A 21,773-nucleotide genomic window follows, 5' to 3' on the forward strand; every position below is an offset into this window, starting at 1 on the left:
TAGTCGAGACTTTTTAAATTATATTTTTTAAGGCTTAAAGGCCAAAAGCATAAGCTAAACGTATGCCTACAAAAGAATAATTGTCTACAAAAGTAATGCCTACTTGATCACGGTACATTGACCAACCCTCGTAACGTATACCTAGGTCAATACTTGATTTAGGCGAAACTGAAAAAGTTTTACCTACTGTACCAGAGAAAGCAAATGTTGAGTTCCTATCATCTTCAAGGCTCAAACCCACACCTGCATCGGCAGCAGCATAAACAGGACCAAAATAATATTTAGCACCTAATTTAATTGGGTAATAAACATTATTGTCGGTATTCACGGTTGTTCCCACATTTGCATCTTTAACTTTTTTACTATAAGCAAGAGACATGTAACCAATACTGCCTGTTAGGTTTAGTTTTTTCGTAATATTATATTCGCCCATTATAGAACCTCCATAACCCAGTTTATAATAATCTGATAATTTCCCCAAATCTGTTACTGTACCAAAAGGATAAAGAAAATCAGGGCCGATACTTATTTTATTAACTGGACCTTCTTTTTGCGCATTTGCTACCAGACCTAACCCAACAACAATTGCAAATGAGAGTAATAATTTTTTCATGTGTTTGTTTTTTAATGGTAATGAAGCCTTACCTATCTGGCAGGTATCATCATTTGATTTAAATAGTTGATATAATAATCTTGTATAGGTTTATTTTTTCTATAAAGATGCATCTTTATTTTATTCTAAAAAGAATTATTTAGTTATTGTTGATGGATTTTTAGAAAAACACAGCAGAGTTAAAAGCTTTGATCATACAAGGTTTATTGTTACAGACCAAACGCAAAAGTTCACCTGAATGCAACAAGTAGTTCAGAATTATTTTAAATCAGGTAAATGATTTAATTAGGTATTGCTGTTCAACAAAAAAGCCTTTAGATTATCCTAAGGGCTTTATATTATTGAATAAGATTTAATATCCGAATGCAAAAGCCGCTCTTAAACCTACAAATGAACCAGAGCCTTGAGCAGACCATGTTTCATAACGTAAGCCAAAATCTAAACTGGTTTTCTCTGCAATAGAAAAAGCCGCACCTAAGGTCGGTGCAAATGAGAAAGCTGGACCTGGGCCATTCCCTGTTTGGAATACAATACCAATTTCTCCAGCTCCATAAAAATTTCCACCAAAATAATACTTACCCCCGGCTTTTAAAGGAATATAGTCAATATTGTCAGAAGAATTCTTTTCTGTATCAAACATATTGGTATAACCTGCCAAAAAAGTCAAATTAAACGATTTTGCAACAGGTTGTTCATATTGCAGGGATGCACCAACCATCATGTAATCTCTAAACCACTTTTGACTTGGTAAACCTACTTCGCCACCAATGCTTATTTTTTTTACAGCACCTTCTGTTTGTGCATGAGCTGCCAAACCTAAGCCAGCAACCAGTGCTAATGATAGTAATAATTTCTTCATGTGTTTGTTTTTAATGGTAATTAAATAGTTGATATACTAATATTTATAGGTTTATTTTTCTATAGTTTATTGTGATGAGTCAAACGCAAAAACTACTCTTAATGCAACAAATAGTCCTAAATTATTTTATAATCAGCTCAGAAGAATGATTAAATTAGGTATCCTATTCTTTATGGCAAACTATTAAAAAGAGAAGCCTATTCCGACTGAAAATGCTTTATTTTTGATTTTTACATCTTCCATATTTCCAGCTGATACATCCTTTAGACCTACACTGTAACCACCATGAATATTAAAGCCATTATTTAATCTATATCCCAATAAAAAATTTAAGCCAAAATCTCCTCTTCTTAGGTCTGATTGATCATCAGAACCAAACTTTACATCTTCATCTTCTTCATCAGAGTGTTTCAGTTTTCCACTAAGTGCAACAGAATAATAAGGTCCACCTCCAAGAAAAACTTTACCATCGCCAGCTTTAAGATTCACCAATAAATTAACCGGAACCTCTAAATTCATTGTATTTAATTTTGTGGTAAATGTTTCATCTTCATCGGTTGCTGTTAATTTGGTTCCCTTTCCAATTAACGTTAAACCTGGTTGTAAAGAAAGCATTTCACCAATGGCAAAATCTATTGTTCCGCCAAAGTAGAAAGTGGTATTGGCTTTAAAACTTGTATAAAAATTGTCATTGCTAACAGAAGCATTTGCAAAATTAACCCCAGCTTTAAGTCCAATTTGTAATGGATTTTTTGTTTGAGCATGAGTTGCCAAACCTAAGCCCACAACCAACGTTAATGATAGTAATAGTTTTTTCATATTTTAAATAAATTTGTTTTAAGTTATCCAAATATAAAAAAGTTTTATTCTTAAACGTGTTACTTAGTTTAAATTCTACTCAAACAAAAAAAGCTTTCAGTAACTGAAAGCTTTTTAACTAAAAGTATATTAATCACTACAATCCAAACACATAACCCAACCTTATCCCTATAAAACTAAAGGTTGTTGATTTATTGGTGTTCACTACACTTGAGCTTGTCCAACCCTCGTACCTTAAACCAATATCGAATTTATTGGCAGACCCTCGTGTTTTGATATAAGTACCAATACCTGGTGCCCATGCAAAACTCGTCTTGCCATCATGGTTGATAGGTATCGCTGCTCCAAGTTGCCCTTCTACATAAAAGTTTTCATCAGTATAATATTTGAAACCCGCCTTTACAGGTGCATATACACGAGAAGGACTTTTGGCTCCAAAGAATCTTCGACCAAAAAAATTGGTTACACTACCATTCGCTGTTAAAGAGAATTTGGGAGACAAACCCAATTCGGCCTTTACATACCCACCTAAGCCAACCGCACTGGCATTTGAAGAATTACCTGAAGGAAAGTTAACTTCAGTACCAAAACCAATATTCGATTGCTGCGCATTTACAGCAGTAAAAATTGAAACAGTAAACAAAAAAACGAGAAGGGTACCTAAATTTCATTCGGTTTAATTAAAGTTAGTTTTTTAAAAATCTCTTCTAACGATTGTGAAGCATGTTGTTTTTTTAATTCTGCCAATGAGGTATTGGCCACCAATTGACCTTTATTGATGATAATGATATCATCGCAGATGGCTTCTACTTCTTGCATGATATGCGTTGAAAGAATTACCGTTTTATCTTGCCCTAGGTTTTTGATCAAGGCCCTGATATCTGTCAATTGGTTTGGATCCAGACCAGAAGTTGGCTCATCCAATATCAACACTTGAGGCTCGTGGATAATGGCTTGGGCCAAACCCACCCTTTGTTTATAACCTTTAGACAACATCCCAATTTTTTTGTGCTGTTCTGGTGTTAATCCAACTTGTTTGATCACATCTTCTACCCGATGCACCAAGTTTTCTACTTGATAGGTCTGGCCAACAAAAGTTAAAAACTCACGGATATACATATCATGGTATAAAGGCGTATTTTCTGGCAGATAACCAATTGACCTTTTAACGGAAAGTTCATCTTTCAATATACTTTTTCCACAGATCTCGGCATCACCAGAAGTAGGTGCAAGATAACCAGTAAGCATTTTCATGGTGGTAGACTTCCCGGCTCCATTCGGACCCAGAAACCCTAAGATCGGACCAGGTTTCGCCTCAAAGCTGATCCTCCAACTGCTTTTTGTTGACCAAAGTTTTTTGTAAGTTCTTTTACCTTAATACTCAATTTACTTCACTGTTAGGTTGGCAAATTTAAGTTTTTTATTGGTTCTATAACTATCAAATTGTGTACCTGCCAATACGAGTTCGTCTGTAGATATGATATCGGCTCCATTGCTCAACAATTGTTCGTAAACTTTTTGGTTTGGATTGGCAATGGCACTTTTATCTAAGTTGCCCATGGTACCTAAAATACAGGTAATGCCCTTGCTGTGCAAGTATTCGTAAACTGTCTTATCTGGAGCTGACGTGCCTACAAAAGCTACAATCCTATTGTTAGGAACGCCCATCTGGTTTAAACGTTCGATATCTGCTACACTTCTTGCAGAAGCAGAAATCATTAAGTCTGGCGCCAATTTATGTACTTCAGCTGCCTGATTGGCATTATAAGTAATGATGATCGAATTGTTTTCTGCTTTGGTTCTACGTACAGCCGCCACAATTTTAGCATAAGGTACACCACGTTTAATATCGATAGTGAACAACACTTTGTTTTTGCCCCATGTTAAAACCTGATCAAGAGTCGGATCTTGAAAGGGGTTACTTTTCCATCATCATCTTTAAGGGTTAGTTTTTGCAGTTCTGCATAAGTATAATTACCAATCGCTCCAGTTCCTGTACTGGTTCTATCCAATTTATCATCGTGCATGATCACTAGCGCAGAATCTTTGCTTAAAGCCACATCAAACTCAATAATTACAGGTTGATGTGTAGTTGCATTTTCAAATGTTTCAATCGCATTCTCTGGGAAACCTGCCATTGGACCACCACGGTGTGCACTGATCAATGGAAAACCAGTTGTTTTAAGATTTAAAAAGCTTCTTAGGTCGTCCGCATTGCGGAAAGAGATATAATGATGTTTTGCAGGTGCAATAAAAGATAGGCACAGTATACAAGCTGCGACAATCAATAAGTTAAATTGTTTCATGGCCAAAAATAAGTTAATTGTTTTAATGTTGGATTGTGCTACTGTTAAATTCTGATAAAGGCCCCGTAACATAAATGTGAGTGGAAGGAGGGGAAGATGGAAGAGGTGGGATGGAAAAGGAAGGTTATATTGAATAACTCCGAACTTTCCGGCTACTGACTTCGGACTATAAACTTCCAATCTTCCGACTTATTATTATCTTTGCTACATTATGGCTAAAACAAACGACGAACAATTTAAAAATGTAATCTCTCATGCTAAGGAATACGGTTTTGTATTTCAAAGCAGCGAAATATATGATGGTTTAAGTGCTGTTTATGATTATGGGCAATTAGGTGCCGAACTAAAAAACAACATCAAAACCTACTGGTGGAAAGCAATGGTGCAGATGCACGAAAATATTGTGGGCATCGATTCTGCAATTTTTATGCACCCAAAAGTATGGAAGGCAAGTGGACACGTAGATGGCTTTAACGATCGAATGATCGACAATAAGGATTCGAAAAAACGTTACCGTGCCGACCAGTTGTTAGAAGATAAGATTGCCCGTTATGAAAAAGACGGCAAAACAGATAAAGCTGCCAAACTACAAGCTGATATGGATGCCGCTTTAACGGCCGAAGACTTACCTCGTTTAAAAGTACTGATTGAAGAGCATGAAATTGCTTGTCCGGTTAGTGGCACTAAAAACTGGACCGATGTACGTCAGTTCAACCTGATGTTCAGTACCCAATTTGGTGCAATGGCAGAAGGTAGTGATGAAGTTTATCTTCGTCCAGAAACTGCGCAAGGCATATTTGTTAACTTTTTAAATGTACAGAAATCTGGAAGGATGAAAATTCCTTTCGGGATTGCACAAATTGGTAAAGCGTTTAGAAATGAGGTAATTGCCCGTCAGTTCATTATGCGTATGCGCGAGTTTGAGCAAATGGAAATGCAATTCTTTGTTCGCCCTGGCGAAGACAAAAAATGGTTTGCCTATTGGAAAGAAGCCCGTTTAAAATGGCACCAAGCCTTAGGAACAGCTCCTGAAAAATACCGTTTCCACGACCATGTTAAATTGGCACATTATGCCAATGCCGCTACAGATATCGAATTTGAATTCCCATTCGGATTTAAAGAGGTAGAAGGTATCCATAGCCGTACCGATTTCGATTTAACACAGCACCAAGAGTATTCTGGTAAAAAGATGCAATATTTTGACAACGACCTAAACGAAGAAGGTAAACCTTATGGCAACTATGTACCCTATGTGATCGAAACTTCGATTGGTTTAGACCGTATGTTCTTGTTAACCATGATCAATGCTTTTGAAGAGCAGGACCTAAGTACACCAGAAAAACAAGATAGCCGTACTTTATTGCGCTTACACCCTGCATTGGCACCAATCAAGGTGGCGATTTTCCCGTTGACCAAAAAAGACGGCCTGCCAGAAAAAGCCAGAGAAATTATGGATAGCCTGAAATTTGATTTCAACTGCATCTACGAAGAGAAAGATGCGATTGGTAAACGTTACCGCCGTCAGGATGCAATTGGAACGCCTTTCTGTTTAACCATTGACCATCAAAGTTTAGAAGACAATACCGTTACTATCCGTCACCGCGATACCATGGAGCAACAACGTATTGAAATTAAAGAACTCCATTCAATTATTGAAGGCAAAGTAAGCTGGAGAAACTTACTGGCTTAATTTAAAAATATATTTAAAGCCAATTCTGAAAAGGATTGGCTTTTTTGTTGGTCGAGATTTGCAATCTCGCTTATGATAATTGTGGATTTGTAATCTAAACTAACATCGATTTTATAATTATAATCAATGACTCATCTTGAAATCAATTATTTCCAGCTACTATTTGATGATTCTGTCGCTTCGCGGACAAACTTTTTTCCTGTAGATGAAAAAAGTATGCAAAAAAATCCACGGCTGCGCCCTGTTCTACTAAAGCAAATGCTTAGGCTTATTGCTTCATTCCGAACAGGCCAAGGCCGATTTTGATAGAACGTTGAGGTGGTGCTTGGGCTTGAGATAATTCCAAAACAAAATTCTAAACCTAAACGCATCTCCTCGTAAGTCGAGATTTGCAATCTCGACTATGATAATTGTGGATTTAAAATCCACCCATAGTGCAGTCTAGATTACAAACCCAGGCCAACCTTAGCTTTTATGGATACTGGCTAATGCTTCAGGTGTTCTGGCCACCATCGCTTGATTGCCATCCACTATAATAGGTCTTTGGATCAGGATGGGATTTTCGTGCATGGCCAAGATCGATTCCTCATCTGTCAGGTCCTTTCCTTTAAACTGCGCAATATAGATTTTCTCGTTTGTCCTGATCAAGTCGTGAGGTCTGCATTGTAGTTTGTTTACAATTACTTTCAACTCCTCAACAGTGGGTACATCAGCCAAGTATTCGATGATTTCGAAAGGTTTTCCACTTTGTTTTAATACTTCTAAAGCACTACAACTCTTGCTACAGCTTTTATTGTGATAAATGATGGTCATATTAGTTTTTCCCATACCAATCGTGTTGGTCTATCCTTGTGATCTCTGGTTTTCCTATCTCTGTCAATAATCTACGTGCACCCACCAGAGTTGTGCTTTGTCCACCATCATAATTTGCTGCAGTTGGCACCAAGCTATTGATCTTTACCATTCCAGCCGACTGGATAAACTCGCCATTACCCATATAGATTGCAGTATGCGAAACCTTACCTCCATTTATCCCTCTCCGTTTTGCGGCAGAGAAAAACAAGAGGTCGCCCGGCTGTAGATTCTTCAAACATTTGGCCACACTGATCGAGTCGTGTTCCAACACATCAATGGCATCCCCTACCAAGGCTTGTTGCGAAGCATCTCTCGGAATGACGATACCATTTAAAAAGTAGGCCGTTTTGGTAAAACCACTACAATCAACTCCTTTGATAGAGGTACCACCCCATAAATAAGGAACACCCAATAAGGTTTGTGCAGTTGCCAAAATAGCATTTGCATTTGGGTTTGGTCTTTTTACCCATTGCTGATAAGCGCTTGTTTGTGCTTTGGGCAAGTAAGCTACCCTTCCATCTGGATAAGCCACTTTTAAAAAATCTTTCTCTTGCCCTAATAATTGTAGGATGTTTCCATTTACCAAGTCAGACACCCTTTTGCTATTGAGGTCAGGTGCTGTAAAACCATGTCCATAATCACTTGTAAACACAATCTTATGAGCCTTTTTCCAAGCTTCGTATTGTTGTTGGTCCATTAATTTAATGGCTCCGCTATCTGTCCATGCCAAGTAACCATCGGGTGTTTCGACCAGATAAAACCCACCTTGTTTTTTCAATACCCTAACTGGGGTTCCCAATAACATTTGCGTCATCAGTTCTGCACCATGTTGTGGGTTTGCTCTATTGTTACAGACCGAAAGGTTGGCCACTCCATAATCAAAACCATTTAAGGATTTGGCAGGCAGCAGCACCGCACTAAACTTTAGTGCATCCGAGTTAGGACGTACCTGCTCAAACTCATTCAATACCTTTTGAGAAGTACTTTCTAACCTTACCGAATCGCCTTTAATCTGAAGATTAAAATAGATGGCTCTTTTATCTGGCGCATATTTTCGCTGTATCTCGATAGCTTTGGCCCTATAAGCAGCAGTGTCTGTTTGGCCATTGGCCATCATTACATTGATACATAAAACCAGAGCTATATAAAACCTTTTCATTTCTTATTTAAATTAAAAAACTAAGTTACGCAAACTTGATTCTTTAAGCCGAATTGTTAGGTAATTTAATATTTACAATCTTAGATTTGTGGAAACATTAGCCTATTATTTTCCAAACAGTTCTTAGCTAGATGTGTTATATTAGCTACACCATTTTTATCAATCAATTAAATCAATCTTAATGCTAAAAAAATTACCACTACCTTTTTGGACAATTGCCGTGCCCATTTTGGCCTGGATTGCTTATTTCAGTCCCATTAGTGGATTGGGTACCCTATATATTATCATCTTAACCGCCTTATTGATTGGAAGTGTTTTAGCTGCCGTACACCATGCAGAGGTTGTTGCACATCGTGTTGGGGAACCTTATGGAACACTATTATTAGCCTTGGCCATTACCACCATAGAGGTTGCACTGATTGTATCGTTAATGCTAACTGGTGGACCAGAAACAACAGCATTAGCCAGAGATACGGTTTTGGCGGCTGTAATGATCATTTTAACAGGAATGATCGGAATCTGTTTATTGGTTGGTGGTGCTAAATATAAAGAACAGCAATTTAGTTTAAGCGGTGTAAGTGTGGCCCTGGTTGCTTTAAGTGCCATTATTGTGCTTACACTTATTCTACCAAATTATACCACAAGCCGCCCCGGGCCATTTTATAGCCCAATCCAACTGGGCTTTGTTGCCATCATCTCACTTATCATTTATGGGGCTTTTGTATTGACTCAAACCGTCAGACATCGAGATTTTTTTCTTCCACCAGGAGAAGATGGGAATGAAGATGCGCACGCAGAACCACCAACCAAAAAAACAGCCTTGTTAAGTGGTTTATTGTTATTGGTGTGTTTAGGGATAGTGGTTCTATTGGCCAAAGCTTTGGCGCCAGATATTGAAGGCGCCGTGATCAACGCAGGTGCACCAAAATCTTTAGTAGGTGTAATTATCGCCGCTGTGGTACTTTTACCCGAAGGTTTGGCGGCCTATAGAGCAGCGAAAAAAAACAGGCTACAAACCAGTTTAAATCTGGCGTTGGGTTCTGCTTTGGCGAGTATCGGCTTAACCATTCCAGCAGTTGCCATTGTTGCAATCTTTACCGGAATGACCATTACCTTGGGCATTGACATGAAAGCAACGGTGCTTTTGCTACTGTCCCTTTTTACCATCATGTTGTCTTTGGCCACAGGCAAAACCAATATGCTCCAGGGTGTGGTATTATTGGTTATTTTTGCTACTTACCTATTTACTACCATTGCGCCGTAGATTTAATTGTTTAATTGCCCAATTGTTTAACTGTTCATTGGTATCATTAGTTCAATGGTATCATTCGGGCTTGAGATTTGAGTGTAGAGAACCCTTCTCTACTTCCGGACTTCCCGACTCAAGACTTCTGACTTCAGACTTCGGTCTTTAAACTTTCTACCTTACATTAAACCATCCTCTATTTCGTTATTTGGTTCATTCCGATTCGAGAGGTGAGTATCGAGCATCAAAGTTTTAGATTAAAACACTAAATTTTTTAAAACCATTCCCATTAGTTAAATTGCCAGCTTTTAGCAAAAAATGAGTAAAACCAATAAAAGCGAGCAATCAATTTACGTAGCATTAGCCTATCGTTTCCTGATTTTATTGTTTTTGTACACCCTCTGTAGATTGGGTTTCTACATTTTTAACCGCTCGTTGTTCAGCCATATCGGATTTGATCATCTCTTGTATATCTTTCTGGGCGGGATAAAATTCGACATCGTAGCCTTACTATACCTCAATTCGCTCTACATTATCTTACAGGCTATCCCCTTCCCCTTTAGGTACAGGAGTGGTTATCAGTCTTTTTGTAAATGGTTGTTCATCATTACCAATAGCATTGGTTTTTTAGCCAACTTTATCGATTTTGTTTATTATAAGTATACCTTAAAACACACTACGGCAAGTGTTTTCTCGCAGTTTAGCAACGAGCAGAACAAGCTAAAGCTGTTTTTTGATTTCTTGGCAGATTATTGGTACCTATTGGCACTCTTTGCTGTTTTCATCTTTGTATTTATAAAGCTATACAATGTTGTACGTATCAAAAAAGCACCTCGGTTTACCTGGAAGATCTATGCAGGCCATACCTTGATCTTGGTACTGATCATGGGCCTTTGTGTAATTGGAATGCGTGGTGGTTGGAGACATAGCACCAGACCCATTACGATGAGCAATGCCGGCGATTTTGTAAAATCGCCTAGCGATATGAGTTTGGTCTTAAATACGCCTTTTACAATCATGAAGACGTTAAAGGCAACCAATCTAAAACCCATTAATTATTACAATGAACCAACGTTGGATAGTTTGTACAATCCTATACATCAACCAGCAAACAAAGACCCCTTTAACAAACTGAACGTGGTGTTTTTGATGATCGAAAGTTTGGGTAAGGAGCATGTAGGCGCCTTAAACAAAGATGTATTAAACGGTACATACAAAGGCTATACTCCTTTTATCGATAGTTTGGTGGCCAACAGTTTTACTTCTAACCGTACATATGCAAATGGTCGGAAATCGATTGATGCCTTACCCTCCATTATTTCGGGTATTCCTTCCATCCGCGAACCTTTTGTATTGTCTACCTATTCGGGCAACAAGACCACAAGTATTGCCAAATTATTGGGAGATGAAGGTTACGAAACCGCATTTTTTCATGGGGCACCAAATGGTTCGATGGGTTTTTCGGCCTACACCAATCTTGCCGGTATCAAAAAGTATTATGGCAAAAGCGAGTACAATAACGATGCAGATTTCGATGGCATCTGGGGTATTTGGGACGAGCCTTTTATGCAGTACATGGCCAAAACCATCAATACGTTTAAACAACCCTTTTTCTCGGCCTTTTTCTCGGTTTCTTCACACCATCCATTTAAAGTACCCGAAAAATATATAGGTAAATTTCCAAAAGGTCCACTACCTGTACAAGAGCCTATGGGCTATACCGATATGGCTATCCGAAAATTCTTTGCTACAGCTTCAAAAATGCCTTGGTACAATAATACTTTATTTGTACTCGTGGCCGACCATGCTACCGTATCCTATTTGCCCGAGTACCAAACTACGCCAGGCTCATTTTCTATCCCTATTCTGTTTTACTATCCAGGTGGAAACCTGAAAGGAAGAACGGATAAACTGATCCAACAGATGGATATTATGCCAACCGTTTTAAACTACCTCAACTACAATAAACCTTATTTTGCTTTTGGTTTTGATGCCTTGAGCCCTGCAGATAACAATTTTGTAGTCAACAACAACGATGGCAGCTTTAGTTTCTACCAAGGAGATTACCTATTGATCAACGATGGGCAGAAATCTACCGCATTATTCAATCTCAAAACAGACCGCTTGACCAAAAACAACCTCATAGACAAATCGCCCGAGGTTCAACATAACCTAGAGAAGTACCTCAAGGCCTTTATCCAGCAATACAACAATAGAATGATCAAAGACCAGTTAACCGTTAAATAAAGGATGAGAAAAGCAGCCCTCAAAATCATCGATTTTTTCTATCCCCCTTTTCAGAAGTGGTTTTCATTACACACTTTTAGGTACATGGCAAGTGGTGGCATTACAGCTGCAACTGGTATCATCAGCTACTTTGTAATCTATAATTACATCCTAGAACAGAAAGATGTAACCATCAATTCTTATTTGGTTACTGCACACATTGCCGCCTTGGCCATCGAGTCTGTGTTTACATTTGTGGTGGGATTTATGCTAAATAAATACCTGGTATTTACCCAATCCACACTTAAAGGGCGCATTCAATTGTTTAGGTATGCAACTGTAGTAGCTACCAATGTATTGTTAAACTATGCCATGATGAAGATTTTGGTAGAAGGTTTCCTGTTCTATCCAACCATTGCCAAAACCCTCATTACAATCTTGTTGGCTGTGTTTAGTTATTTCTCTCAAAAATACTTCTCCTTCAGGGTTAAAAAACAATAATTTGTCTCGTCTAATTCATTAGCAAAGCAAAAACAGTAGCTTTTTTTAAGGCTAGTCCCGTTTTTCGCTTTACTCCGCCTCGTTCCTTGTCTTCGTGCTCGCTACAACCGGGTTTATCAAACCAAAAACTGTGCAAAAAATAACCTTTGCCTAAAGAAGTGGTTGTTGCGCATGAAAAAAAAGAGTTGAAAATCCAATTTGTAATACCTAACCTTTTAAATTATGATTCTCATCATTTTAGCGTAAAAGGGCATTCTTTTTTTGGATTACTAGCCCGAACAAGCTATTTTAGCCAATATCAATATCCACATGAACAATGAGCGATTTTAATAATCAGCAAGTAGCCAAACTCCCTAAACATTTAAGGCAGTTTATAGTTGAACAACATTACGAGAAATATACCCCAATAGACCAAGCGGTTTGGAGATATGTAATGCGCCAAAATTATAGCTATTTAAAACATGTGGCCTATTATCCTTACATCAAAGGGTTACAAAGAGCGGGTTTAAGTATCGAATACATTCCCGACCTGCAGACCATGAACGATAACCTCGGCAAAATTGGTTGGGGTGCCGTTACTGTTGATGGATTTATTCCACCAGCGGCATTTATGGAATACCAAGCTTACCGCGTTTTGGTGATTGCGGCAGATATCCGTCAGATCAACCATATCGAATATACACCTGCACCAGATATCATCCACGAAAGTGCTGGTCATGCGCCGATCATTGCAGATACAGATTACAATAACTATTTGAGTTATTTCGGTTCTATTGGTGCAAAGGCCATGTTTTCGAGCAAGGATTTCGAATTGTATGAAGCTATCCGTAAACTGTCTATCTTAAAAGAGGCCGTTGATGCCGACGAACAAGAGATTGCCGCTGCAGAGAAGACATTACGCCATATTGCCGATAACATGGGCGAACCATCGGAAATGGCCTTACTAGGCCGTTTACATTGGTGGACAGTTGAATATGGTTTGATTGGAACTTTAGAAAATCCAAAAATCTATGGTGCAGGCCTACTTTCTTCTATTGGCGAAAGTGCAACCTGTATGAACCCAGATGTTGAAAAGATCTGGTATAACATCGATACCATCAACTATCAATACGACATTACCAAACCACAGCCACAGCTGTTTGTAACACCAACTTTCCAAAACCTGATCGATGTGTTGGAAGCTTTTGCAGACACCATGGCATTTAGAAGAGGTGGTGCCGAAAGTATATTGAAAGCCATTGAATGTAAAAACCCAAGCACCGCTGTATACAGCTCTGGCCTACAGTTAACGGGTGTGTTTACAGATGTTGGCCTAGACCAAGCAGACCAGTTGACCTTTATCAAAACCACAGGTCCATCGGCATTGGCCTTTGCTGGCAAACAGCTGGAAGGTCATGGAAAAGATTACCATGCAGATGGTTTTTCATCGCCAGTTGGCAAGTTAAAAGGCATAACCAAACCATTGGAAGACCATGGATTGATCGAATTGGAGCTGATTGGCATCTTAGAAGGACAGGAAGCCAATTTAACTTTCGAGAGTGGTATTGAAGTGGTAGGTATGGTGAAAGAGATCCTGATTGAAGACAGTAAACTGATTTTGATTGCATTTGAAGATTGTACAGTTAAAGAAGGTAATGGAAATATCCTCTTCAAACCTGAATGGGGAACTTACGATATGGCCGTTGGCGAAAAAATTGTATCCGTATTTAATGGTGCTGCAGATAAAGACCAATATGAAGAGATCGTATTTGTAAGCAAAGAACAAACGCATAAGGTAACTTATGATGAGTGTACGCAAAAGCTACATGTGTTGTATAAAAAGGTACGTGGTATTAGAGAAAATCAAAATGGCTACGAAGAACTACCTGCTATATTTAATGAGTTAAAAACTGCACACCGTAGCGATTGGCTTTGTGCTTTAGAGATCCTAGAGATTGTTTTTCATAAAAATATTGATGCTGAGTTTGAAAAAGAACTACGCATTTATCTAGAGATGAAAGCTGCTGCAGAACCAGACCATGCCAAATTGATCAATGATGGTTTACATGTAATTGCCAATCCCGTAACTCAATTAATCACAGAAGAAGATTAATGCAATATAAAGTATCTAGTAGTAACCATACAAACTTCACCACTTTCTACTAGACACTTCATAATAAGTACTTTATACCAAAAAAATGAACGTAATTATAACAGGCGCAAGTAGTGGAATAGGTTTTGAAACTGCCTTAGAATTTGCTTTAGATAGTAAGAATAAAGTTTTATGCATTGCCAGATCAGCAGATAAGTTGAGAAAGCTACACGAAATTGCAAAAGGTATCAATCCAGACTGCACTTTACTGCCTGTTGCATTCGACCTCGTTAATGACGATTACACGGCCTTGGTTCCATTTATCAAGGAGCGTTTGGGTTCAGTAGATATCCTGATCAATAATGCCGGAAGCCTAATCAACAAACCATTTACCGAAACTACAGAAACAGACCTTGCCGAAATGTTGGAACATAATGTAATGAGCCACTTTAAAATGATCAGGTATACCTTGCCATTTATTCCTAGTGGTGGCCATATCGTAAATATTGGAAGCATGGGTGGTTTTCAGGGAAGTGTTAAATTTCCAGGCTTAGCGGCCTATTCGGCCAGTAAAGCGGCCTTACATACCCTAAGCGAGTGTTTAGCGCTCGAACTGGCACCAACAGGCATCAAAGTAAACTGCTTGGCTTTGGGTTCTGCACAAACAGAAATGTTGGAAGCTGCTTTCCCAGGTTACGAAAGTCCAGTGTTGGCTTTTGAAATGGGTAAATATGTAGCGGACTTCGCCCGAACCGGACATAAGTTCTTCAATGGGAAGGTATTACCTGTAGCCGTAACCACCCCATAATTAGGATATTACATTCATATTCTGTAATTTGTTTAATGGGAATTTACCCGAGCTAAATCAAAATTAAACTGATTATGGAAACCAACAACAACTTTACTACCCCAGACGATGGCAAAATGGCAAGTATCATTAGTTATTTCACAATAATTGGATGGTTGATTGCTTATTTTGCCATGCACAAAGACCATAAAACCGAACTGGGAAGCTACCAACTCAGACAAACTTTATTATTTGCAATTGTATCTACAATACTGGGCTGGGGTTTAAATTTTATCCTAGGTATTGTTTTCTTTGCTGAAGGATTTGGGGCAATGCTTTATGTAATGTGGCTCATCCAGCTGGCACTTATCATCATCTGGATAGTTGGGTTTATCGGTGCGATCAATGGAGAGAAAAAACCTATCCCATTTATTGGAGAAAGAGCACAAACGATGTTCCCTAATATTTAATCTCGACCAACCATTATAGTCGAAAATCTTCACAGAAACCTTATCTGTTTAAGGGAAATGCTTCTTGCCTCAGTATAACAAGGTTTGTTAAAGATAAAAACCAACTACGTGCCCTATTGTCCCTATGTGGTTTACATATCCTTTTTTAGACCACATAGCCACATAGAAAATATATGCTGCTGGTTGAGATTTGCAATCCAGAACCAACTCACAAAGTAACATTTATAAGATTTAGGATCGGCACATCAGGTTCTCTTAATCTATCATCCTTCAAAAAAACTACGCTAACGGTAAGTAACTGGCGTTTTTTCATTTAGCAACAACAGCCAATCCTCAAGTTATCAACACCTTACTGTATTTCTGTTTTTTTATTATCTTTGGCAACCCGATATGAAGAAAATACTATTTATTTTTTGTTTCCTCTTATTCGTCTCTCTTTCAAGCAAAGCACAGAACAATGGTGCTTCACTTCCTGTGCAATATCAGGAAATGATGAAAAAAATATTAAGCAAGATCAATACGCCTGCAGCTCAACTGCTCACTTTTGCCAAATCAATGGTAGGCACGCCTTATAGGTACGCATCAAGCAATCCTGATAAAGGTTTTGATTGCTCTGGTTTTGTAAGTTATGTATTCGAGAATTTTGGTTTTAAAGTTCCACGTTCTTCTCGCGAATTTGCCAGCACTGGTGTACCCATTAAACTGGCTGATGCCAAAGTTGGTGATGTACTCATTTTTACGGGTACAAACCCTAGGGTAAGAAAAATCGGACATGTAGGCATTATCTATTCCATTAAAGATGGAGATATCAAATTTATCCATTCTACCTCAGGCAAAGCACATGGTGTAACTGTTACAGAATTTAACGACTATTATAAAAGTCGTTTCATGAAAGCGGTAAGCATTATGGAATAATCCTAAATCTTCTTCAATTTTAATCATTTTCTTTATCTTCATATTGATAATACTATTGATATGGCAGAACCTAAAACCAAGGCAACTGAACCATTTGAAGATTGATGGAAGAGGTTACACAAGCGCCAGCCAAAATTTGGGGACATGCCATTGTTGGTATTGGCGATTATAAATATCTTTACGAAAATGGACGGACCAATAACCAGTTACCATAAACTTAAGGCTTAAACAATGGATGTAGATAAAGCGGTAGCCAACATGGTGGCCAACCTTCAAAAGAATACGGGAAAGACACTCGAAGAATGGATCTTGATCTTGAAAGCACATGGCGCCGAAAAACATGGCGAAATGGTCAAATATTTAAAAACAGAGCACGGTCTTGGCCATGGTTTTGCCAATATGATCGTACTCAAAACCAAAGGCACTGATGCAGGTTCTACTAGCAACAAAGACGAATTGGTTGACAAACAATATGTTGGAAAAGAAGCACTTAGGTCTATTTACGAACAGTTGAAAACAGCTATTGCAGCATTTGGAGCAGATGTGGAATTTTCGCCAAAGAATGCCTATGTGAGCATCATACGCAAGAAACAGTTTGCCATTATCCAACCCAGTACCAAAACCCGTTTAGACCTGGGTTTGAATATCAAAAATCAGGATGCAGTTAACGGATTAGAGTTGGCAGGAAGTTTCAATGCCATGTGTACCCATCGCATCAAATTAGAAAAAGAAGAAGATGTAGATCAAACAGTAATTACTTGGTTAAAAAAGGCCTACGAAGGTGCAGGATAAATAAAAACCCATGGGTTCGTTTCGGCACGAACCAAAAATTCAAAACATTAAAGCAATACCACTTTTAGCGCATCGTTTACCTTACCTAAGTTCAACCAGATTTTCGCCAGTTCGTGCAGCTCCCTTTCTCTATTGTTGGCATCACCAATCGTGGCATCCAAAATATCCTTTACAGCTGTATTCCATCGCATGGCATCAATCTCGTCTGCATTGGGTAGTTGTTCAATGTTACCTAACATCCCTAGGTCATTACCCGTTAAAACTTTAGAGTTTCTAACTGATACAGGTAACGCGTCTACACCTATCCCTAAGGTAGTTAAAGGCTTGGCCACTTTGAACAAACTTTCTGGAGTTACCCTACAATACCAATCGCCTCCTAAACGCGCTACGAGGTCTATTTTAGCTTGGTCTATTTTACCATCCGCATCTAGGATCTCTTCTTTGATATGGATCAACTTGATTTCGGCCAATACCAGATTACCTGCTCCATGTTGATCTCCCAAAGCAATCACTTCCTTTACCACACATTCCAATTGAACTGGAGCTTCAGCCACTCTCGGTGGTTTAACCAAATGCGATTCCAACATCGAAAACCCAGCTTTTTCAAACTCATTTACGCCTTTGCCATATTCTGTACTGGCCAAGCTGGTCTGTTGCACCATGGCATAATCAACAATATTGATTACACATTCCTTAACCTGAAGTACATTCTCTAAAGTATGTTTGGTGGTATTGTCCCTTACCCTACGTGCCGGAGAAAAGATACACATCGGTGGATTGGTACTAAACATATTAAAGAAACTGAAAGGACTTAGGTTGATATGTCCATCGGCATCTATGGTAGAAGCAAAACAGATGGGCCTAGGTGCAATGGCATACTGCAGGTAGTTTTGCAATTGTACAGGAGAAAGATCTTCGCAGTTTAGGGTGAGCATGGTTAATTGTAAAGTTGGTTAGACCAGAACTAAAAAAAGATGTTCTTCGACAAGCTCAGAATGACATCTCTTTTTAATTTTAATTATTTAAGAATTGCCCTTTATTATTTCTTCTTCAAAGCCAATATAGAAAAGTCAGTATCTGTTTTGGTAATGATATTGGTTAAGCTTCCTAATCCTGTAATTTCCATTTCAACAGTATCGCCGGCCTGTAACCATTGCACCTTGTAATTTGGATCATTCAATAAACCCGTGCCATTTAGTTCCAAGAAACAGCCTGTGCCTACAGTTCCAGAACCAATCACATCGCCAGGCAAAATATCAACACCATATGCACAACGTTCAATGATCTCTGCAAAGGTCCAGTCCATATCTGCCATGTTACCAGCCGATACTTGTATCCCATTTACATTACAGGTCATTTTTAGATCGTAAGCATTCCCAACATGGTTAGGCTTTGCCGCTACTTTATAGGGTTCCAACTCATCAGGTGTAACCAACCAAGGGCCAATTACGGTAGAGAAATCTTTTCCTTTTGCTGGGCCCAAATTCAATAACATCTCTTCCATTTGTAAAGTACGTGCACTCATGTCGTTCATGATCATGTACCCTGCTATATAATCATCAGCCTCTGCAGCCTTAACATTGCGCCCTTTTTTACCGATCACTACCGCCACTTCCAATTCGAAATCCAATTTTTGGAAATGATCTGGCATACACTCGATTTCGCCAGGACCTTGGATCGCATTGTGATTGGTAAAGTAAAAGATAGGATATTGGTCAAATTCAGCAATCATATCAACCTTACGATTTCTTCTTGCCGCAGCAACGTGTTGACGAAAAGCATATCCATCTCTACAAGAGGTAGGATGAGGAACAGGTGCCAAAATCTCATAGAATATTTCCTCTTTTGGTTGTAATGCACCACTAATGATATCATGATTGATCTGTTTGGCTCTTTCCATCAAGGCATCTCCACCTTGTAAAAAGGCATTCATATCATCAGGAATTAACTTGTTGCAAGAATTTAGGTTGTAGATATGCCCATTTACAAAAACACCCAAGTGCTCTCTATCTTCGGTTTTATAGGATACTAATTTCATCTGTTTATATATTTTAATTGGTTAGATGCCTGCCTGCGGTAGGCAGGAAGCCTTTTATATTGGCTAAATAATGGAATAAAGCTAGTGTTTTACATTAAACTGTACAATTCTTTTGGGCAAGAAAATAAGGAACAAACTGATAGCTATCTATTTAGGCTTTATAAATTTGACCAAGTTGCCATCCTTTGCCATGATGAGCTGTGCCGTAAGACCAACGAACAGTCCATGCGCAAAAACACCAACAATCTGGTCTAAAGCAATCGAAAGTTTTTCAGCATCGTCAATTAAACCAAAGTCTACATCCACTATATAATTGTGGTTGTCTGTTTGGTAAGTCTCTTTTCCATTTAACCTAAGTATGGGTATGCCATTCAGTTTTTCGAGCTGCCCTATCACATATTGATAAGCAATAGGCACAACTTCTACTGGAACTTTAAAGGCACCTAATTTTTCTACTTTTTTCGAGGCATCGGTAATGATAATGCTGTTTTTGCTTAAAGAGGCCACTACCTTTTCTCTAAAAAGTGCACCACCTCCACCTTTGATCAAGTTCAGCTGCTCGGTAAACTCATCGGCACCATCAATGCTGATATCGATATGGCTTACTGTACCAAGCTCCAATAGCTCAATACCCAAAGTGCTGGCCAATGTTGCAGTTTTGACCGAACTCGGTACACCTTTGATCTGTAATCCAGCTTTTACCCGTTTGGCTAGTTCTTGGATCGCAAAAGTTGCCGTAGTGCCAGTACCTAAACCCACAATATCATGATCCTTAACCAAGGCCACCGCGGCCTTTGCAGCTTCCAGCTTTTCTTTAGCAGTATTATTTTCGGGTTGGATAGGCATATTTTAAAAGTAAGGAAAGAAATTTGAACTTTGCTATTTAAACCGTAATTTAGACTCGTAAATGATCAGCCATTCATCATATCAAAATCACAATGCAAACGAGGTTCTCGCTGCATTCAGGTATGCTATGCTATCGAAGATCATTTTTGCCCAATATTCTTTCTAAGCCGTTTCATTCTAAGCGCACCTTATAAAACGTTTTCGCGTTTTTATCGTTATATATTTTACATTCTAACCAAATTACCTAACGCTATGCCTATTTACCATACATTAGGAACAATTCCAGCTAAGAGACACACGGTTTTTCGTAAACCAGATGGCAATCTATATGCTGAAGAATTGGTTTCTACCGAAGGTTTCTCCAGTTTATACTCATTGGTTTACCATTGCCATCCACCAACAATTGTAAAATCTTTAGGAGAACCTTATTCTGTAGAGCCCAAAATTGCTCGAGAAAAACATTTACGCCACACCAGTTTGATTGGGTTTAACATCAAACCGGAAGACGATTACCTGAAAAGCCGCAAGCCAGTTTTGGTCAACAGCGACCTGCACATCTCTTTGGCTGCCCCTAAACAATCAATGACCGATTATTTCTATAAAAATAGTCAGGCAGATGAGGTGATCTTCATCCATGAAGGAAGCGGCACCTTAAAAACCGGTTTTGGACAGATCAAGTTTGCTTATGGCGATTATTTAGTAATCCCTCGTGGTACGATTTATCAATTGCAATTTGATGATGAAAAGAACCGACTTTTTATTGTAGAGAGTTTTAGCCCAATCCGTACGCCTAAACGTTACCGCAACACTTTTGGACAGTTGGAAGAACATTCTCCTTTTTGTGAAAGAGACATCAGACGTCCTCAAAACCTAGAGACCATTGATGAGTTTGGAGATTTTAAGGTGCTGATCAAAAAACAAGGATGATGTATCCTTACACCTATGGCACACATCCTTTTGATTTTGTAGGTTGGGATGGTTTCCACTATCCATGGGCATTTTCTATCCATGATTTTGAACCGATTACCGGTCGTTTGCACCAACCGCCTCCTGTGCATCAGACTTTTGAGGGTCATAACTTCGTGATCTGCTCTTTCGTTCCACGTAAATACGATTACCATCCTTTATCTATCCCTGCACCTTATAACCATAGCAATGTAGATAGTGACGAGGTTTTATATTATGTAGATGGCGATTTTATGAGCCGTAAAAGCGTGGTAAAAGGTCAGATTACCCTACACCCTGGTGGTATCCCGCATGGGCCACATCCTGGTACGGTAGAAAAATCTATTGGTAAAGAAAAAACAGAAGAGCTGGCCGTGATGATCGATCCTTTCAGACCATTAATGTTGACACAAGATGCGGTTGATATTGAAGACGAAAGTTACCATACCAGCTGGCAGATCAATGTAGAGTAAGAGTCGGAAAGCTTAAAGACGGGAAGTCCGGAGTATATAGTCCGGAAGTTCGATGTCCGAAGATATGACGACAAACTCCAACATTTAAAACGTTAAAAAAAAACAAACGACAACACCCGATTTTCGACTTTCCGACTTTCGAACTTTCGGACTAAATAAAAA

The 21,773-nt window shown here is 38.8% G+C and carries 23 protein-coding genes; 11 read left to right on the forward strand and 12 right to left on the reverse strand.

Going from position 1 to position 21,773, the window contains the following annotated elements:
- Window positions 1-34 precede the first annotated feature (34 nt).
- The 7 genes from ACFJIZ_RS10175 to ACFJIZ_RS10205 form a co-directional block, all read right to left on the reverse strand.
- Window positions 35-613, reverse strand: a complete 579-nt coding sequence (locus ACFJIZ_RS10175) for a hypothetical protein (protein WP_379093144.1) — start codon at window positions 611-613, stop codon at window positions 35-37.
- 352 nt (window positions 614-965) lie between these two features.
- Window positions 966-1,472 (reverse strand): hypothetical protein, encoded by a 507-nt coding sequence (locus tag ACFJIZ_RS10180; protein ID WP_379093147.1) that lies wholly within the window; start codon window positions 1,470-1,472, stop codon window positions 966-968.
- A 183-nt stretch (window positions 1,473-1,655) separates the two neighbouring features.
- Window positions 1,656-2,291, reverse strand: a complete 636-nt coding sequence (locus tag ACFJIZ_RS10185; RefSeq protein ID WP_379093150.1) for a porin family protein — start codon at window positions 2,289-2,291, stop codon at window positions 1,656-1,658.
- Window positions 2,292-2,427: 136 nt separating this feature from the next.
- On the reverse strand, window positions 2,428-2,934 hold the full coding sequence (locus tag ACFJIZ_RS10190; protein ID WP_379093153.1) for a hypothetical protein: 507 nt from the start codon (window positions 2,932-2,934) through the stop codon (window positions 2,428-2,430).
- 17 nt (window positions 2,935-2,951) lie between these two features.
- A complete protein-coding gene (locus ACFJIZ_RS10195; protein ID WP_379093995.1) occupies window positions 2,952-3,617 on the reverse strand; it encodes an ATP-binding cassette domain-containing protein in 666 nt (221 codons plus the stop codon).
- A 60-nt stretch (window positions 3,618-3,677) separates the two neighbouring features.
- Window positions 3,678-4,154: a hypothetical protein gene (locus ACFJIZ_RS10200; protein WP_379093156.1), complete on the reverse strand. Its 477-nt coding sequence runs from the start codon at window positions 4,152-4,154 to the stop codon at window positions 3,678-3,680.
- Window positions 4,155-4,174: 20 nt separating this feature from the next.
- A complete protein-coding gene (locus ACFJIZ_RS10205; protein WP_379093159.1) occupies window positions 4,175-4,597 on the reverse strand; it encodes a glycerophosphodiester phosphodiesterase family protein in 423 nt (140 codons plus the stop codon).
- A gap of 211 nt (window positions 4,598-4,808) precedes the next feature.
- Here ACFJIZ_RS10205 and ACFJIZ_RS10210 point away from each other — a divergent pair, with 211 nt between their 5' ends.
- Window positions 4,809-6,287 (forward strand): glycine--tRNA ligase, encoded by a 1,479-nt coding sequence (locus tag ACFJIZ_RS10210; RefSeq protein ID WP_379093162.1) that lies wholly within the window; start codon window positions 4,809-4,811, stop codon window positions 6,285-6,287.
- A gap of 465 nt (window positions 6,288-6,752) precedes the next feature.
- On the opposite strand, the gene ACFJIZ_RS10215 is transcribed toward ACFJIZ_RS10210, so the two are convergent.
- Entirely contained in the window at window positions 6,753-7,115 is a 363-nt protein-coding gene (locus ACFJIZ_RS10215) for an ArsC/Spx/MgsR family protein (RefSeq protein ID WP_379093165.1), read from the reverse strand.
- Window positions 7,102-8,301, reverse strand: coding sequence for an NlpC/P60 family protein (locus ACFJIZ_RS10220; RefSeq protein ID WP_379093168.1), 1,200 nt, complete (start codon window positions 8,299-8,301; stop codon window positions 7,102-7,104). The genes ACFJIZ_RS10215 and ACFJIZ_RS10220 overlap by 14 nt, the downstream gene beginning before the upstream one ends.
- A 181-nt stretch (window positions 8,302-8,482) precedes the next feature.
- Here ACFJIZ_RS10220 and ACFJIZ_RS10225 point away from each other — a divergent pair, with 181 nt between their 5' ends.
- The 8 genes from ACFJIZ_RS10225 to ACFJIZ_RS10260 all read left to right on the forward strand — a co-directional run bounded on the left by ACFJIZ_RS10225 (window position 8,483) and on the right by ACFJIZ_RS10260 (window position 17,309).
- The gene (locus ACFJIZ_RS10225; RefSeq protein WP_379093171.1) at window positions 8,483-9,565 is read left to right on the forward strand and encodes a calcium:proton antiporter; all 1,083 of its coding nucleotides are present in this window, start codon (window positions 8,483-8,485) and stop codon (window positions 9,563-9,565) included.
- 300 nt (window positions 9,566-9,865) lie between these two features.
- On the forward strand, window positions 9,866-11,794 hold the full coding sequence (locus tag ACFJIZ_RS10230; RefSeq protein ID WP_379093174.1) for an LTA synthase family protein: 1,929 nt from the start codon (window positions 9,866-9,868) through the stop codon (window positions 11,792-11,794).
- Between the two features lie 3 nt (window positions 11,795-11,797).
- Window positions 11,798-12,274 (forward strand): GtrA family protein, encoded by a 477-nt coding sequence (locus ACFJIZ_RS10235; RefSeq protein WP_379093177.1) that lies wholly within the window; start codon window positions 11,798-11,800, stop codon window positions 12,272-12,274.
- Window positions 12,275-12,590: 316 nt separating this feature from the next.
- The gene (locus tag ACFJIZ_RS10240; RefSeq protein ID WP_379093180.1) at window positions 12,591-14,366 is read left to right on the forward strand and encodes an aromatic amino acid hydroxylase; all 1,776 of its coding nucleotides are present in this window, start codon (window positions 12,591-12,593) and stop codon (window positions 14,364-14,366) included.
- 85 nt (window positions 14,367-14,451) lie between these two features.
- Window positions 14,452-15,153: an SDR family oxidoreductase gene (locus tag ACFJIZ_RS10245; protein ID WP_379093183.1), complete on the forward strand. Its 702-nt coding sequence runs from the start codon at window positions 14,452-14,454 to the stop codon at window positions 15,151-15,153.
- 74 nt (window positions 15,154-15,227) lie between these two features.
- Complete coding sequence (locus ACFJIZ_RS10250; RefSeq protein WP_379093186.1) at window positions 15,228-15,602, forward strand: DUF4870 domain-containing protein; 375 nt, start codon at window positions 15,228-15,230, stop codon at window positions 15,600-15,602.
- 390 nt (window positions 15,603-15,992) lie between these two features.
- Entirely contained in the window at window positions 15,993-16,517 is a 525-nt protein-coding gene (locus ACFJIZ_RS10255; RefSeq protein WP_379093189.1) for a C40 family peptidase, read from the forward strand.
- A 231-nt stretch (window positions 16,518-16,748) separates the two neighbouring features.
- Complete coding sequence (locus ACFJIZ_RS10260) at window positions 16,749-17,309, forward strand: DUF4287 domain-containing protein (RefSeq protein WP_379093192.1); 561 nt, start codon at window positions 16,749-16,751, stop codon at window positions 17,307-17,309.
- Between the two features lie 47 nt (window positions 17,310-17,356).
- Here ACFJIZ_RS10260 and ACFJIZ_RS10265 read toward each other — a convergent pair whose 3' ends face one another.
- From ACFJIZ_RS10265 to rpiA, 3 genes are all read right to left on the reverse strand, one after another.
- The gene (locus ACFJIZ_RS10265) at window positions 17,357-18,244 is read right to left on the reverse strand and encodes a flavin reductase family protein (protein ID WP_379093195.1); all 888 of its coding nucleotides are present in this window, start codon (window positions 18,242-18,244) and stop codon (window positions 17,357-17,359) included.
- Between the two features lie 104 nt (window positions 18,245-18,348).
- On the reverse strand, window positions 18,349-19,347 hold the full coding sequence (locus ACFJIZ_RS10270) for a fumarylacetoacetate hydrolase family protein (protein WP_379093197.1): 999 nt from the start codon (window positions 19,345-19,347) through the stop codon (window positions 18,349-18,351).
- A gap of 147 nt (window positions 19,348-19,494) precedes the next feature.
- Window positions 19,495-20,193 (reverse strand): ribose-5-phosphate isomerase RpiA, encoded by a 699-nt coding sequence (gene rpiA / locus ACFJIZ_RS10275; protein WP_379093200.1) that lies wholly within the window; start codon window positions 20,191-20,193, stop codon window positions 19,495-19,497.
- A gap of 252 nt (window positions 20,194-20,445) precedes the next feature.
- Between rpiA and ACFJIZ_RS10280 the strand changes: the two genes are divergently transcribed.
- Together ACFJIZ_RS10280 and ACFJIZ_RS10285 are read left to right on the forward strand one after the other, a co-directional pair.
- A complete protein-coding gene (locus ACFJIZ_RS10280) occupies window positions 20,446-21,120 on the forward strand; it encodes a homogentisate 1,2-dioxygenase (protein ID WP_379093203.1) in 675 nt (224 codons plus the stop codon).
- Window positions 21,117-21,611 carry a hypothetical protein gene (locus ACFJIZ_RS10285; protein WP_379093206.1) on the forward strand — a complete coding sequence of 165 codons (495 nt, stop codon included), beginning with the start codon at window positions 21,117-21,119 and terminating at the stop codon, window positions 21,609-21,611. Before ACFJIZ_RS10280 ends, ACFJIZ_RS10285 begins: the two co-directional genes overlap by 4 nt.
- Window positions 21,612-21,773: the final 162 nt, after the last annotated feature.

The organism is Pedobacter sp. UC225_65 (assembly GCF_042698365.1).
In the GTDB taxonomy this organism is placed as follows: domain Bacteria; phylum Bacteroidota; class Bacteroidia; order Sphingobacteriales; family Sphingobacteriaceae; genus Pedobacter.